15 protein-coding genes are annotated in these 14,584 nt (G+C 62.9%); 3 read left to right on the top strand and 12 right to left on the bottom strand.

The window, feature by feature from the left end:
• Positions 1–14: 14 nt before the first annotated feature.
• Positions 15–1,046 (bottom strand): porin, encoded by a 1,032-nt coding sequence (locus NHH73_12420; GenBank protein USX29026.1) that lies wholly within the window; start codon positions 1,044–1,046, stop codon positions 15–17.
• Positions 1,043–2,308, bottom strand: coding sequence for a C4-dicarboxylate transporter DctA (locus NHH73_12415; protein ID USX29025.1), 1,266 nt, complete (start codon positions 2,306–2,308; stop codon positions 1,043–1,045). The genes NHH73_12420 and NHH73_12415 overlap by 4 nt, the downstream gene beginning before the upstream one ends.
• 259 nt (positions 2,309–2,567) lie before the next feature.
• Between NHH73_12415 and NHH73_12410 the strand changes: the two genes are divergently transcribed.
• Positions 2,568–3,431 (top strand): MurR/RpiR family transcriptional regulator, encoded by an 864-nt coding sequence (locus tag NHH73_12410; GenBank protein USX29024.1) that lies wholly within the window; start codon positions 2,568–2,570, stop codon positions 3,429–3,431.
• Between the two features lie 63 nt (positions 3,432–3,494).
• On the opposite strand, the gene NHH73_12405 is transcribed toward NHH73_12410, so the two are convergent.
• The 3 genes from NHH73_12405 to NHH73_12395 are packed head-to-tail and all read right to left on the bottom strand — an operon-like array spanning position 3,495 to position 6,710.
• On the bottom strand, positions 3,495–4,679 hold the full coding sequence (locus NHH73_12405; protein USX29023.1) for an ABC transporter substrate-binding protein: 1,185 nt from the start codon (positions 4,677–4,679) through the stop codon (positions 3,495–3,497).
• 19 nt (positions 4,680–4,698) lie between these two features.
• A complete protein-coding gene (locus NHH73_12400; protein USX29022.1) occupies positions 4,699–5,661 on the bottom strand; it encodes a PDR/VanB family oxidoreductase in 963 nt (320 codons plus the stop codon).
• Positions 5,658–6,710, bottom strand: a complete 1,053-nt coding sequence (locus NHH73_12395; GenBank protein ID USX29021.1) for an aromatic ring-hydroxylating dioxygenase subunit alpha — start codon at positions 6,708–6,710, stop codon at positions 5,658–5,660. Before NHH73_12395 ends, NHH73_12400 begins: the two co-directional genes overlap by 4 nt.
• Positions 6,711–6,841: 131 nt before the next feature.
• Between NHH73_12395 and NHH73_12390 the strand changes: the two genes are divergently transcribed.
• Positions 6,842–7,363, top strand: coding sequence for a MarR family winged helix-turn-helix transcriptional regulator (locus NHH73_12390; GenBank protein ID USX29020.1), 522 nt, complete (start codon positions 6,842–6,844; stop codon positions 7,361–7,363).
• Between the two features lie 45 nt (positions 7,364–7,408).
• On the opposite strand, the gene NHH73_12385 is transcribed toward NHH73_12390, so the two are convergent.
• From NHH73_12385 to NHH73_12355, 7 genes are all read right to left on the bottom strand, one after another.
• Entirely contained in the window at positions 7,409–8,110 is a 702-nt protein-coding gene (locus NHH73_12385; protein USX29019.1) for an ABC transporter ATP-binding protein, read from the bottom strand.
• Positions 8,103–8,861 carry an ABC transporter ATP-binding protein gene (locus NHH73_12380; GenBank protein ID USX29018.1) on the bottom strand — a complete coding sequence of 253 codons (759 nt, stop codon included), beginning with the start codon at positions 8,859–8,861 and terminating at the stop codon, positions 8,103–8,105. The genes NHH73_12385 and NHH73_12380 overlap by 8 nt, the downstream gene beginning before the upstream one ends.
• Entirely contained in the window at positions 8,858–9,850 is a 993-nt protein-coding gene (locus NHH73_12375) for a branched-chain amino acid ABC transporter permease (GenBank protein USX29017.1), read from the bottom strand. Before NHH73_12375 ends, NHH73_12380 begins: the two co-directional genes overlap by 4 nt.
• Before the next feature lie 50 nt (positions 9,851–9,900).
• On the bottom strand, positions 9,901–10,767 hold the full coding sequence (locus NHH73_12370; GenBank protein USX29016.1) for a branched-chain amino acid ABC transporter permease: 867 nt from the start codon (positions 10,765–10,767) through the stop codon (positions 9,901–9,903).
• 97 nt (positions 10,768–10,864) lie between these two features.
• A complete protein-coding gene (gene pcaF, locus NHH73_12365; protein ID USX29015.1) occupies positions 10,865–12,067 on the bottom strand; it encodes a 3-oxoadipyl-CoA thiolase in 1,203 nt (400 codons plus the stop codon).
• A 15-nt stretch (positions 12,068–12,082) separates the two neighbouring features.
• Positions 12,083–12,745: a CoA transferase subunit B gene (locus NHH73_12360; GenBank protein USX29014.1), complete on the bottom strand. Its 663-nt coding sequence runs from the start codon at positions 12,743–12,745 to the stop codon at positions 12,083–12,085.
• Positions 12,742–13,407 carry a 3-oxoacid CoA-transferase subunit A gene (locus NHH73_12355; GenBank protein USX29013.1) on the bottom strand — a complete coding sequence of 222 codons (666 nt, stop codon included), beginning with the start codon at positions 13,405–13,407 and terminating at the stop codon, positions 12,742–12,744. Before NHH73_12355 ends, NHH73_12360 begins: the two co-directional genes overlap by 4 nt.
• A gap of 156 nt (positions 13,408–13,563) precedes the next feature.
• Here NHH73_12355 and NHH73_12350 point away from each other — a divergent pair, with 156 nt between their 5' ends.
• The gene (locus NHH73_12350; GenBank protein USX29012.1) at positions 13,564–14,403 is read left to right on the top strand and encodes a helix-turn-helix domain-containing protein; all 840 of its coding nucleotides are present in this window, start codon (positions 13,564–13,566) and stop codon (positions 14,401–14,403) included.
• The last annotated feature ends 181 nt before the right edge of the window (positions 14,404–14,584 follow it).

Below are 14,584 nucleotides of genomic sequence, written 5' to 3'. Positions count from 1 at the left end.
GCCGGGGAGGCAGCTTAAAACCGGTGGTGTATGCCCACACCATAAAAGTTAACCGACGTCGCAGTCTTGCGCTGCGACGCATCGGCATACAAGAACGTCCGCGTCGACAGGTTGTATTCGTACCCCACCCCGATCTGTTTGGTCGGCTCCATGCCATCCGGCGACTTGCGGCCATAGCCGGCCAACAGCGTTCCGGGGCCGATATCCAGATTCGCCCCCACCACCCAGGCCTTCGTCACCGAATTGACGGCAACGGTATGATCCTGGTCCTGGCTCTGGTAAGAAGCCATCAGCTTCAGATCGCGCCTGGGCTGAACCGACGCCGCCACCGACCACAAACGGGTTTCGGCGGCATTGCGTTCCGACGCCAGCATCGCCCCGAACATGCCCGCCTTGTACACCAGGGTGGCGGAATACGGATTGCTGTTCAATTTCGAATTGGCCGGATACTGCGGAGCCGCCGCCGTCCCGCGCCCGATCAGCACCGGATTGCCAAGCGCCTCCTTGCTGGCGACGGTGACGTTGAGCTGCAACCCACCCACCACCGGCGAGTTATAAAACACCGCATTGGAAAAACGATTTGCCGACGACCCGGCAGGGTCGAGCGGCTGGCTGTTGTAACCCGCCACCATCAAGTCGGTTTCAAAACCGGCAGTACTGGGCGTGCCCCGAAACGGCTCGAACGCCACGTTCGAGTCCTGATAGGCGGTCAAGCCGCGCCCGATCCGCACGGTGCCGAAATCGCCCTGGAGACCGACGCGGCTCTGCCCCTGGAATAGCGGACGCGATACACCTTCGACAGCCCCGATATCCGGGTCGTAGCGTATCTCAAGCTGGAACAAGGCCTTCAAGCCGTTGCCCAGGTCCTCCACGCCCCTGAAGCCAAGCCGGTTGTTATCGCGCCGTCCCTCGGTCAGCGCGCCGCCGGTTTTCTTGGATATGCCCAGATCGATGTTGCCATAAACGGTAACCCCGGACTGCGCCTGCGCCACGCCGCTGGCAGCCAACACCGCCAACACCACCAGCGCAAAAAACGATTTCTTCATGCTTTTTCCTTTCCATTTAAAACCGCGTGCGCCCGCTCGCGATCGATATCCTTCTCCCATACCGCCACCACCACGGTCGCCACGCAGTTGCCGATCAAATTACCGGCCGCGCGCGCGATGCCGATGAACCAATCGACCGACAGCACCAGCACCAGGCCGACCACCGGAATGGCGGGTATCGCCGTCAGGGTGGCCGCGAGGATCACGATGGCCGAACCGGGTACGCCGTGCGCGCCCTTGGAAGTGATCAGCGCGATTGCCAGGATGGACAGCAGATCGCCCGTCGCCAGCGGCGTGTTGGTGGCCTGCGCGATAAATACGGCGGCCAGCGTCAGGTCGATCGAGAACGCATCCAGATTGAAGGAGTAGCCGGTCGGGATAACCAATCCAACGGTCGAATCCTTGATGCCCATGAACTTCAGCTTGCGCATCACCTGCGGCAGCACGCTGTCCGAGGAAGCGGTGCCCAGTACGATGAGCAGTTCCTCGCGCAGGTAGCCGATCAGCTTGAAGATGTTGAAGCCAGCTGCACGCAGGATGGCGCCAAGGATGACGAACACGAACACGATCACCGCGCCGTAGAACAGCAGCACTAACATGGCCAACTGCTTGAGCGAGCCGATACCATACTTACCGACCGTGAAGGCGATCGCACCGAACACGCCGATGGGCGCCAGCTTGATGATGAAGGACATGCACTTGAAGAAGGCGGTGGCGAGGCCGTCGATCAGGGTCGCCACCGGCTGCGCCTTCTCGCCGATCAGCGACAGGGCGCAGCCGAATATAATGGAGAACAACAGCACCTGTAGCACGTCGCCGGAGGTGAAGGCGCTGACTACGGTGGTGGGGATCAGCTTGAGCATGAATTCGGCCAGGCCGGCCTTGCGCACGCCCTCGGCGTTATCGACATAGCTGGTCAGCGAGCTGGCGTCGAGCGTGGCGGCATCGATGTTCATGCCAGCCCCGGGATGGAAGACGTAAGCGAACACGATACCCAGCAACAGCGCGACCGTCGTCACCGCCTCGAAATAGATCAGGGCCTTCAGGCCCACACGTCCAACCTTGCGCAATTCGCCCGCGCCGTGGATGCCCTGCACGACAACGCAAAACACGATCATCGGAACGATCATCTTGATCAACTTGATGAATCCATCGCCCAGCGGCTTGAGACTCCGGCCGATATCCGGGTAGAACACCGCCAGCAATATGCCCGCGCACATCGCGACGATGATCTGGCCAAACAGTGATTTGAAAAACCGCATTGCTGATCCCTCGCTATTTATTCAACACGCACAAAACTACCTTTGGTTTCTTTTGCCAGGCCTGCCCGACCGCTGATAATTCTTTTTCACCTCTCAATTCATTGAAAATCGTTTTTCATCAAGCGTCAACATTTTCCTGTCGCTTGCATCGAAATAGGCGCGGCGTTAGTCGCATTCCGCCGACAACCGCAAACGCCGGGGCGGTGTATATTGGCGCTGCGGCGGGTGATCCTTACGCGCTTTTCCTGGAATGCGATCGATGACAAAAAAAACTCCTTTCATAGACAGCCTCTCGACCACCATCAAGCAGCATCTCGACCAGCTGCCGCAGGCCGAAAAGCGCCTGGCGAATGTGATACTGGAGTCGCCCGGACAATTGGCCAGCTATTCGGCTTCGGAGGTGACGCGCATGGCGGGGGTGTCCAATGCGACGATGACGCGGCTGGTTCATCGACTGGGGTATGAGAATTACGACCAGATGCGCCGTCTTGCGCGCGAAGGCAAGGATTGGGGCTCGCCGCTGTATTTGATGGATCGCCGCGAATCGGACGAGGGAGGAAAGGATGGCGGTCCGTTCGATCGCCATGTGTCGGCCAGCGTGCAAAACATCCAGCGCACCTTCGCGGGCATGTCGGCGACACAGGTGGGTGAAGTCGGCACCGCGATCGCCAAGGCGCGGCAGGTGCGCGTGTTCGGTCAACGAAACAACTATTTTTTTGCCGCGTACCTGCGCTGGCAGTTCATCCAGTTTCGAAGCAACGTGTATCTACTTCCGGTATCAGGCGAAACGATGGCGGAGTATCTGGTGGGACTGCAGCCGAACGATATTTTCATCGTGTTCGGCCTGCGCCGGCGCACGCCCGGACTGGGCGCGCTGGTCGCCGCCGTCAGCCGGGCGGGCGTGAAGACGATGCTGATCACCGATTCGTCGAATCACAGCGACCTTGGCGCCACCTGGGTGTTGAAGTGCGATACGGGCAGCGCCACCCCGCTGGACAATCATGCGGCGGTGATGGCGCTGTGCCACGTGCTGGCGTCGCAATTGATCGACAAGACCGGTCAGGCCGGCCGCCAGCGCCTGGTCAAGATCGAGGAGCTGCACGCGCAACTGAACGAGTTGTGATTATCTTGGCGGCTCTTGGCGGATTACGCTGCGCTAATCCGCCCTACGTGGATCAGCAACGAATCATGTGCCCGGGTCGCGCACTTTATCGACTTTGTCGAACTCCACGTTGAAGAAGGAGCCGCCGCTAGCCTCGGCTTTGCGGATATAAACTGTTTGCACGATATCGCGGGTGCCGGCATCGATACTGACCGGACCGCGCACGCTGGTCCATTCCATGCCCTTCATCGCCGCCAGCAGCTTGTCGCCGCTGCTGTCGCCAGAGGTCTTCTTGAGCGCCGCATACAGCAGATGCATGCCGTCATAGGCGCCGACCGAGTGGAAGTTTGGTCGCATTCCCTTGTTCGCCTTGCCGAACGCCTCGACGTACGCCTTGTTCTCCGCCGACGGATGCGCGGCCGAATAATGATGGCTGCTGACGACACCTGCTACGGCCGGACCGATGCTCGCCATCAGATCGTCGTCCAGCACGTCGCCGGTGCAGATCAAGCGAATGCCGGCGCCGGCCAGACCTCGTTCGGTGAACTGCTTGAGCACCGCCGCGCCCTCGCCCGACGGCACGAATACAAACAGCGCGTCCGGTTTCAAGTCCTTCACCTTGGCCAGGAACGGCGCGTAGTCCGGATTCCGCAATGGCGCGCGCAAGCTTTCCACCACCTTGCCGCCACCCTCGTTGAAATCCTTGACGAACACCTTCTCCGCGTCCAGCCCGGGACCATAGTCGCTCACCAGCGTCACCACGGTTTTCATCTTGTTCTTGGCGGCCCACTGCGCCATCGGCGCGGTCACCTGCGCCAGCGTAAAGCCCGTGCGCACAATGTACGGCGAGCGTTGCGGAATCACCGACGTCGCCGCGGCCATCACGATCATGGGAACCTTGGCCTGCGTGGCCACCGGCGCGGCGGCGAAGGCCAGCGGCGTCAGGCCGAAGCCGGCAAGCACCTGCACCTTCTCGCGCGAGACCAGTTCCTGCGCCAGACGCTTGGTGACATCCGGCGCCACCCCGCCGTCGTCCTTGAGGATGATTTCGATCTGGCGCCCGGCAACGGTGGCGCCGTTCTGCTGCATGAACAGTCTGACGGCTGCCTCGATCTGGCGGCCGGTGGAGGCGAACGGTCCGGACATCGGCACGATCAGACCCACCTTCAACGGCTCGGCCGCAGCAGCGACAGTCGGCAGCACGCCGGCGGACAAGGCGGCCGCGCCCAGCAGGATGTGACGGCGATGCGTATTGATATTGTGTGACATGGTGTCTCCTTCTTGTTTTTTATAGGTCGAGCACGAGGGTCGGACTTTTGGAACGGGAACAGCAAGGGGTGAACTGGTCGTTGGCTGCCTGTTCTTCTTCGGTCAAATACAGATCGCGGTGATCAGGTACGCCTTCGATCACGCGTGTCAGGCAGGTGCCGCACACGCCCTGCTCGCAGGAAGCCGCGACAAATACGCCGGCGGCCCGCAGCACCTGCATCACGGTGACGCCGGCGGGAACACTGTAACTCGCGCCGGTGGACGACAGTTTGACTTCGAAGGCCCGGTCGCCGCCCGTATCGACGGCGGCCGCGCCGAAGTACTCCAGGTGCAGCTGCGCCTCCGGCCACTGCTGCGCGGCGGCTGCCGCCTTCACGTAGTCGATAAAGCCGGTCGGGCCGCAGAAGTAGATGTGGGTCTCGCGATCCAACCCCGCCAGCAGCGCCGCCAGGTCGAGTTTTTGTTCGGGCGCGCCGCTATCGTAGTGGAAGTGCACCTGCGCGGCGAACGGTGAGGCGGCGATGCGCTCGCGGAAGGCGGTGCGCTCGGGCGAGCGCGCGCAGTAATGCATCTCGAAGTCCGCGCCCTGCGCCGACAACGCCTCCGCCATCGCCAGCACGGGCGTCACACCGATACCACCGGCCAGCAGCAGGCTGCGTTTTGCGTCCACCAGGGGAAAGTGGTTTTTCGGCGCGCTGATGGTCAGCGAAGCCCCGACATGGATCTTTTCATGCATGCCCTGCGAGCCGCCGCGTGACGCCGGATCGCGCAATACACCGATCAGGTAGCGGTGGGTTTCGTGCGGCGGATTGCACAGCGAATACTGGCGCACCAGGTCCGGTCCCACATGCACGTCGATGTGCGAACCGGCGCTGAAGGCCGGCAGCGGCGCGCCATCCGCGCTGACCAGCTCATAGCTGCAAATATCCTCCGCCTCGCTGGTGCGGCGCTCGACCCGGACGTTCAGCAGGCCGGCGCTCATGCCGCCTGCTCCGGCTTCTGCTGCGCGTTCTCCTTCTCCATCCACTGATCCAGCAGGCGGCGCGACTGCACGCCGCCGGCGTCGATGTTCAGCATCAGCAGCTTGCGGTCGGGATGGCGCAGGATGTTCTGCTGCTGCAGCTCCAGCATCTCCTGGTCTTCGGCGAAGATCTTGCCCTGCCCTTCGCGTATGGTCGCCGTCAATTCCTTGTCCTCGGGCTTGAAGCTGCGCGCCATGCCCCAGAAGTACCAGTGCGACGTCTCCGTCTCCGGCGTGATGAAGTCGACCACGATGCTCGACGCCTTGAACTTCGGATCGGCGTCGTAGCCGCCATTGCCCGCGTGTGCGACGCCCACCTCGATCATCACATGGCTCGGTGGCGTGAAGCGGCAGACCTGCCAGCGGTCGACCGGCACGTCGTCGGCCAGGCCGTTGCCGCGCAGCGCCGCGCGCCAGAACGGCGGTGCCATGATGTTCTCCATATAGCGGCTGGTGACAACTTCCTCGCCCTCGACGCGGGTGTTGACCGGCGCCTCGTCGATCTCCTTCTGGCCGATGCTCGACGCGTGGACGTAGGTCTCGTGCGTCAGGTCCATCAGGTTATCGATCATCAGACGGTATTCACATTGGATGTGATACAGGCCGCCGCCGTAAGCCCATTCCGGATTGTCCGCCCATTCCAGATGATGGATCAGCGCCGGATCGGCCAGCTCCTTGTCGCCGGTCCAGACCCAGATGAAGCCATAGCGCTCCTCCACCGGATAGCTGCGGATGCAGGGGAAGCCGCGCACGCGCTGGCCCGGCATGCTGATCACCTTACCGTCGCAGCCCATCTCCAGGCCGTGGTAGCCGCAGACCAGCTGCCCCTCGCGCACGAAGCCCAGCGACAGCGGCGCGCCGCGATGCGGACAAAAATCCTCCACCGCCGCCACTTTGCCCTCGGCGCCACGATAAAAAACGATTTTCTCGCCGCAGATCTGGCGGCCCAGCGGTTTGACGTCGATCTCGTCGGGTGTGCAAGCCACATACCAGGTGTTTTTTGGATACATCTTGTCTCCTTATTGGTTTTCAGCTTAACATTCAGTGTACTGAATATCGTAAAGTATAGACCGGAAAACGCGGAAGTAAACACCCAGGCCCAATTCTTTTTGTATTGCGCCGCACAAGCAGAGAATACGCCATGCCAGAAACCGAAAGCACTCTGACCAATTTATATGAGCATCCAGGGCACTTGCTGCGTCGCGCGCAGCAGATATCGGTGTCGATTTTCTACGACGAGATGGGCGGCGAATTGACGCCGGTGCAGTACGCGATGCTGCGCAACCTCGCCGGCAATCCAGGCATCGACCAGGTCTCGCTGTCGGCCAGCAGTGGTATCGACACCTCCACCGGCGCCACCGTGTGCGCGCGGCTGGAGGAAAAGGGCCTGCTGGAGCGCAAAGTCATTCCGACCAATCGTCGCCAGCGCGCTCTGACCATCACCCGGGCCGGCCAGCAGCTGCTGGACGATATGATCCCTGGCGCGCAACGTCTGCGTCGCCGTCTTCTGGCGCCGCTGAGCAGCGAAGAACAGCTGAAGTTCATGGAGTTGTTGACCAAGCTGGTACAGGAAAACAATGAGCAAAGCCGGGCGCCTTTGACCGCTCCCGCCCCCGCCCCCGCATCGGCATCGACCGTCGGCGTCGGCGTCTACAAAACATAACGAATAAAAAAGGCGCGCCGCGATGGCGCGCCTGCAAAGCGAGACTCAGGCGACCGAAACCAGTCTATCGAGCTTGTCGCCGTCTGCCAGCAAACTGGCGCTGTCCGAGTCGTGAATGATGCGGCCGCGATCGAGCACGATGGCGCGCTTGGTCAGCGACAGCGCCAGGCGCGCATGCTGCTCGACCACGATCACCGACATGCCCTCCTCCTCGACCAGCTTGCGGATCACGCGCACCAACTCCTGCACGATGATCGGCGCCAGGCCTTCCATCGGCTCGTCGAGCAGCAGGATGCGCGGATTGGTCATCAACGCGCGCGCGATCGCCACCATCTGCTGCTCGCCGCCGGACAACTGGTTGCCCATGTTGCCGCGGCGCTCGAACAGGCGCGGAAAGATCTGATAGACCTTTTGCAGATTCCACGGACCGGGACGCGCGACCACGGTCAAGTGCTCCTCCACTGTCAGCGACGGGAACATATGGCGTTCCTGCGGCACCCAGCCAAGCCCCGAGCGCGAGCGCTTGTGCGTCGGCATGCGCGCGATGTCGTTGCCGTCCCAGCGGATACCGCCCCCGTGCAGCCGCGTCAATCCCATCAACGTCACCAGCAGGCTGGTTTTACCCACGCCATTGCGGCCCAACAGCGCCAGGCTGTCGCCTTCATTCATCGTAAACGACACATCTTCCAGCACGATGGACTCGCCGTAGCCGGCGGTGACTTTATCGAGCGCCAGTAACTCACGCATGTTCGGCCTCCCCCAGATACACTTCCTTCACCCGCGGGTCCGCCGCGATTTCCTCCGGCGTGCCTTCGGTCAGCACCTTCCCGCCCACCATCACGGTGATGCGGTCGGCGAAGCGGAACACCAGCCCCATATCGTGTTCGATGAAGAGCACCGTCACATCGCGCGGCAGTTGTGACAGTACTTCGAACAGCTCCTTGCTCTCGGCCGAAGGAATGCCGGCCGCCGGCTCGTCCAGCAGCAGGATGCGCGGCTTGGTCGCCAGCGCCAGCGCGATCTCCACCAGCCGCTGCTTACCGTAAGCCATGCTGCGGGTGATGCTATTGGCCTGGTCGGTCAGTTTCAGGGTGGCCAGCAGCGCCATCGCCTCGTCGACGACGTCGGGATGGTTTTCCACCGTCTTGTACCAGACCGACTGCAAGCCGCGACGCTCGCTGACGGCCAGCGCCACCGATTCCAGCACCGTCATGCCCGCGAACAGGGTGTTGAGCTGGAAGGTGCGCGTCATGCCGCGATGTACCCGCTCATGCTGCGGCAGGTTGGTGATATCCTCGCCGCCCAGATAGACCTTGCCGCTACTGGGCATGAAGCCGCCGGTCAGCAGGTTAATGAAGGTGGTCTTGCCGGCGCCGTTAGGGCCGATCAGCGCGTGGCGCGCGCCGGGTTTGAAGGTCAGGGTCACGTCGCTGTTGGCGACGAATCCGCCCCAGCGCTTGCCCAGGCCCTCGGTGCGCAGTGTAGTGTCCTGGCTCATGCCTGCTCCTTACGGGATGGTTTGAAACGCTGGGCGATCCTCTCAAGGCCACCGAGGATGCCGCCGCGCGCGAACAGCACGATCAGTACCAGCAACAGGCCGATATAAAACTGCCAGTAGGCCGGATTGAGGCCCGAAATGTAATCCTGCGCGACCATGAACACGGCGGCGCCGATCAGCGCTCCGTAAAGGCGCCCGGCCCCGCCCAGCACCAGCATGATCAGCAGTTCGGCAGAGCGCGGGAAGCCCAGCGCATCGAGTCCGACGAATTGCGTCGTCTGCGCCAGCAGCGCGCCGGCCACGCCGGCGATGGCAGCGGCCGCGGTGAAAATGGCGATCAGGCGGCGGTTGACGTTGACGCCCAGCGAAGGCATGCGGCGCACGCCCTCGCGAATACCGATCAGGCTCAGACCGAACGGCGACTTGACCACGCGGCGCAGCACCACGAACAGGATGAACAGCACGGCAAAGCTGTACCAGAAGGCCACCGTTCCGTTCAAATCGAATTCGAACACGCCGAACAGCTTACCGACCATCATGCCGGACAGGCCATCGACGCCGCCGGTGATGAAGGACGCCTTGTTGGCCGCTTCGTGCAGCATCAGGCAGATGCCCATGGTGACCATCAACCGCGTCAAATCCTGGCCGCGCACGACCAGGAACGATGTGACGAAGCCGAACAGGCCCGCCACCACAGCGCCGGCCAGCAGGCCGCTCAACGGCTCGCCCCAGCCATGCACCGCCAGCAAACCGGCGGTGTAGGCGCCAAGGCCGAAGAATGCGGCATGCCCCAGTGAGACGATGCCGGCGTAGCCGAGGATCAGATCCAGCGACAGCGCGAACAGGCCGATGATCATGATCTGGCTGATCAACACCAGATAGCCGGGAAAGAAGAAGTACGCGGCCACCGGCATCAGCCAGAAGACGATTTCGAGCGGCTTCCAGCGGTCGTTCGGCAGGTTCAGTTGGCGTTTCTGTAGTGGCGTCATGACGGTCTTTGCGACTGGAACAGGTTGAACTGCGGTTTCGGTAAAGGCGTTCATGCTTTCCTCCTTACCAGGCCAGCCGGGAAGACGATCAGCAGCACCACCATCAGCGCGTAGATGACGAAGGCGCCGATTTCAGGCACGTAGTATTTGCCGGCGACGTCGAACACGCCCAGTATCAGCGCGGCCAGCAGCGGCCCCTTGATGGTGCCGGCGCCACCCACCGCCACCACGAGCAGGAAGTAGACCATGTACTTTATCGGGAAGGTCGGATCGAGGCCCAGCACGTCGATGCCAAGCCCGCCGCCCAAGCCGGCCAGGCCGGAACCCAGCGCGAAGGTCAGGCTGAACACCAGGCTGACGTTGATGCCGAGGCCCGCCGACGCGGTTTGGTTATCGACCGATGCGCGGATCTGCGCGCCGAAGCGGGTGCGCTCGATCAGCAGTCCGAGCGCGATGGTGATCAGCACCACGATACCGATCAGGAACAGCCGGTAGGCGCCGACATCGAGGCCGAACAACGATACCTGTCCGTGCAGCCAGGCCGGCAGCGTGACCGGCTGCTGCGTCGGTCCGAAGAAGAAGGTGGCGGCGGCCACGGACATGAAGGTCAGGCCGATGGAGAACAGCACCTGATCGAGGTGGCTGGCCTTGTACAGGCGGCGGTACAGCGTCCGCTCCAGCACCAGCCCCACCACGGCGGAGGCGATGAACGCCAGCGGCAGCGACGCCAGGAACGGCACGCCGAGGCGGGACAGCAGCATCACGCTGACATACCCGCCCAACATCGCGAACGCGCCGTGGGCCAGGTTAATAAAGTTCATCATCCCCATCGTGACCGACAGGCCGACGCTGATGAGGAAAAGGAGGCTGCCATAGGCGATGCCGTCAAACAGCACGCCGGCCAGATTCGCTAGCATGGCTGCCTCCGTCGATACGCAAGGCGCTCGTTGGCGCCATTTTTTTGCTTGTTCATTTTGTCTCCCGCACTTTTAACTGCATTAAATCAAAGCGGCTTTACACCTTTTCGATGATCATCGCGATGCCCTGCCCCACGCCGATGCACATGGTGCACAGCGCATAGCGGCCACCGGTGCGATGCAACTGATAGGTGGCGGTGGTGACCAAGCGCGCGCCACTCATGCCCAGCGGATGGCCCAACGCGATCGCGCCGCCGTTGGGGTTCACGCGGGGATCGTCGGCGCTCAAACCAAGTTCGCGCAGCACGGCCAGGCCTTGCGCGGCAAATGCTTCGTTCAATTCGATCAGGTCCATCTGCTCCAACGTCAGTCCGGTCTGGCGCAGCAGCTTTTGCACCGCAGGCACAGGACCGATGCCCATCACGCGCGGGGCAACGCCGGCGGTGGCCATGCCGACGATGCGCGCCAACGGCTTCAGTCCGTGCTTTTGCATGGCGTCGCCGCTGGCGATCAACAGCGCGCAGGCGCCGTCATTGATGCCGGACGCGTTACCGGCGGTCACGCTGCCATCGGGGCGCACCACGCCTTTGAGTTTGGCCAGCGCCTCCATGGTCGTCGCGCGCGGATGCTCGTCCTGCGCAAACACGACCGGATCGCCTTTCTTCTGCGGGATCGACACCGGCACGATCTCGCGCTCGAAGACCCCTGCGGCGATCGCGGTGGCGGCGCGTTCCTGGCTCGCCAGCGCGAACGCATCCTGGTCGGCCCGGCTGACGCCGAAATCCTCGGCGACGTTTTCCGCCGTTTCCGGCATGGTGTCGGTACCGTAGGCTTCCTTCATCTTCTTGTTGACGAAGCGCCAGCCCATCGTCGTGTCCTGCAGCGAGGCGCTGCGCGAGAAGGCCGAATCGGCCTTGCCCATGACGAAAGGCGCGCGCGTCATCGATTCGACGCCGCCGGCGATCATCAGGCAGGCGTCGCCCGCCTGGATCGCGCGCGCAGCCGTGCCCACGGCATCCATGCCGGAGCCGCAAAGGCGATTCAGCGTGGTGCCTGGCACCTGCTCCGGCAGTCCGGCCAGCAGCGCCGACATGCGCGCCACGTTACGGTTATCCTCGCCCGCCTGGTTGGCGCAGCCGTAAATCACGTCATCCACCTGGTCCCACTGCACGCCGGGATTGCGCTTCATCAGTTCGCGCAGCGGCACCGCGCCCAAATCGTCGGCACGCACATCCTTCAGGGCGCCGCCGTAGCGTCCGATCGGGGTGCGGACCGCGTCGCAGATATAAGCTTCGTTCATGTTTCGATCCTCGTATTAAATTCTGTTGTTGGCGGTTGGCGGTGGCAGCAGCTTGGCGCCGGTGGCCGCCTGCAGCTCTTCAAAGGTCAAGCCGGGCGCCATCTCGCGCACGGACAGGCCTTCCGGCGTGACATCCAGCACCGCCATGTCGGTATAGATGCGATTGACGCAGGCGACGCCGGTCAGCGGATAGGTGCACCGGCCGACGATTTTACTCTCCCCGGTCTTGGTCAGATGGTCCATCATCACGAACACCTGCTTGGCGCCGATGGCCAGGTCCATCGCGCCGCCGACCGCCGGTATCGCGTCGGGCGCGCCGGTGTGCCAGTTGGCCAGGTCGCCCTTTTCGGACACCTGGAAAGCGCCCAGCACGCACACGTCCAGATGGCCGCCCCGCATCATCGCGAACGAATCGCCATGGTGGAAGTAGGCGCCGCCGACCAGCAGCGTGACCGGCTCCTTGCCGGCGTTGATCAGGTCCTCGTCCTCCTCGCCCGGCACGGGGGGCGGCCCCATGCCCAGCAGGCCGTTCTCGCTGTGCAGGAATATCTCGCGTTCGGACGGCAGGTAGCGGGTCACCTTGGTCGGCAGGCCGATGCCAAGGTTGACGTAGGCGCCTTCGGGGATGTCCTGCGCCACGCGGGCGGCGATCTGGTCGCGCGTGTATCGGTTAGTCATGCGGCCTCCTGGACGACGCGTTGAACGAAAATGCCCGGCGTGACGATCGCTTCCGGATCGATTTCGCCCAGCGCAACCACCTTGCGCACCTGCGCGATGGTGACCTTGGCGGCCATCGCCATGATGGGGCCGAAATTGCGGCCGGTTTTGCGGTAGACCAGATTGCCCCAACGGTCGCCGTGCAGTGCCTTGATCAGGGCGAAGTCGGCGTGGATCGGCGATTCGAGCACGTAGTGGCGGCCGTCGATCAGGCGCGTCTCTTTGCCCTCGGCCAGCAGCGTGCCATAGCCGGTCGGCGTAAAGAAGCCGCCGATGCCGGCGCCGGCGGCGCGGATGCGCTCCGCCAGGTTGCCCTGCGGGGTCAGTTCCAGTTCGATCTCGCCGGCGCGGTACAGCGCGTCGAAATGCTGGGAGTCGGCCTGGCGCGGGAACGAGCAGATGATCTTGCGTACACGTTTGGCCTTGAGCAGCGCGGCCAGCCCGGTTTCGCCGTTGCCGGCGTTGTTGTTGACGATGGTGAGCTCGCGCGCGCCCTGCGCGATCAGCGCGTCGATCAGCGCCGATGGCATGCCCGCGTTGCCGAAGCCGCCGATCATGACGGTCGCGCCGTCATGGATATCGGCCACCGCGCGCTCCAGTGATTCAAAAGTTTTATCGATCATATCTCTGCCTTGATGATTCGCTGCCTTGATGATTCGTCGCTTCGTGTGCGATAATCGAACTAATGATTGATTACCGCACAGCCAGTGTAGAACTTGCGCCTGCCTTGGTCAAGAAAAAACGCCAATTAAATCCACCGTCTGCATTAAAATCACGCCATGTCAAAAGCCACCACCACCGATACCAGCGCCGCCGGGCAGGATGACGAGCGCGAACCGACCATCGCCGAACAGATAGACGCGATGACCGATCCCAGTTTCATGACCTCACTCGCACGGGGTTTGGCCGTGGTGCAGGCCTTCAGCGATTCGCGCAAGCCGCAGACCATCGCCAACATCAGTCAGAAAACGGGCATCCCGCGCGCTGCGGTACGCCGCTGCCTGCACACGCTGCGTGAACTGGGTTATGTGGACGCGGAGCTGAATAATTTTTCGCTGCGCCCCAAGGTGCTCACGCTGGGCTACTCCTATCTGTCGTCGACGCCGTTGACGGTGTCGGCCCAGCCCTACCTGAACGACATCAGCCGCACGCTGAATGAATCGAGTTCGATGGCGGTTCTGGAGGACGGCGAAGTGCTGTATGTCGCGCGCGCGTCCACTTCGCGTGTGATGTCGGTGGCGCTCAACACGGGCAGCCGTTTGCCGGCCTATTGCACCTCGCTCGGCCGCGTGATGCTGGCGCACTTGCCGAGCGCTGAACTGGAGCAGTATCTGGCCAGGACCAAACTGCGCGCGATGACCGAGAACACGGTCGTCAACCAGAAGCGTTTGCGCGAGATCCTGGCCGACGTGCGCCGTGACGGCTATGCCATCAACGACGAGGAACTGGAGCTGGGTCTGCGCTCGATCGCGGTGCCGGTGCGCGGCGCCTCCGGCCAGGTGCTGGCGGCGCTGAACGTGGGCGCGCAAGCGGCCCGGGTCAGCGTCAAGCAGCTGGAGAAGGAGTTTTTGCCGGTGCTGCTGCGCGGCGCGCAGGAGTTGGCGATTCTGCTGCCGTAGTTCGTCACGCGCCTGTGGTGACGCCGGAATGGCGGATTACGCTACGCTAATCCGCCCTACGTGTCTCCGCGATATATCGCCGGCCGCATGCCACGTTGAATGCCGGCCAACGCATACCACGGTTCCACGTAGGGCGGATTAGGCGGAACGCCGTAATCCGCCACAAGCCGCCAATGCCGCC

The organism is Oxalobacteraceae bacterium OTU3CINTB1 (genome assembly GCA_024123955.1).
Taxonomy (GTDB): domain Bacteria; phylum Pseudomonadota; class Gammaproteobacteria; order Burkholderiales; family Burkholderiaceae_D; genus Rugamonas.
Note: the sequence above shows the minus strand (reverse complement) of the source record. Positions and strands in the feature narration are given on the sequence as shown.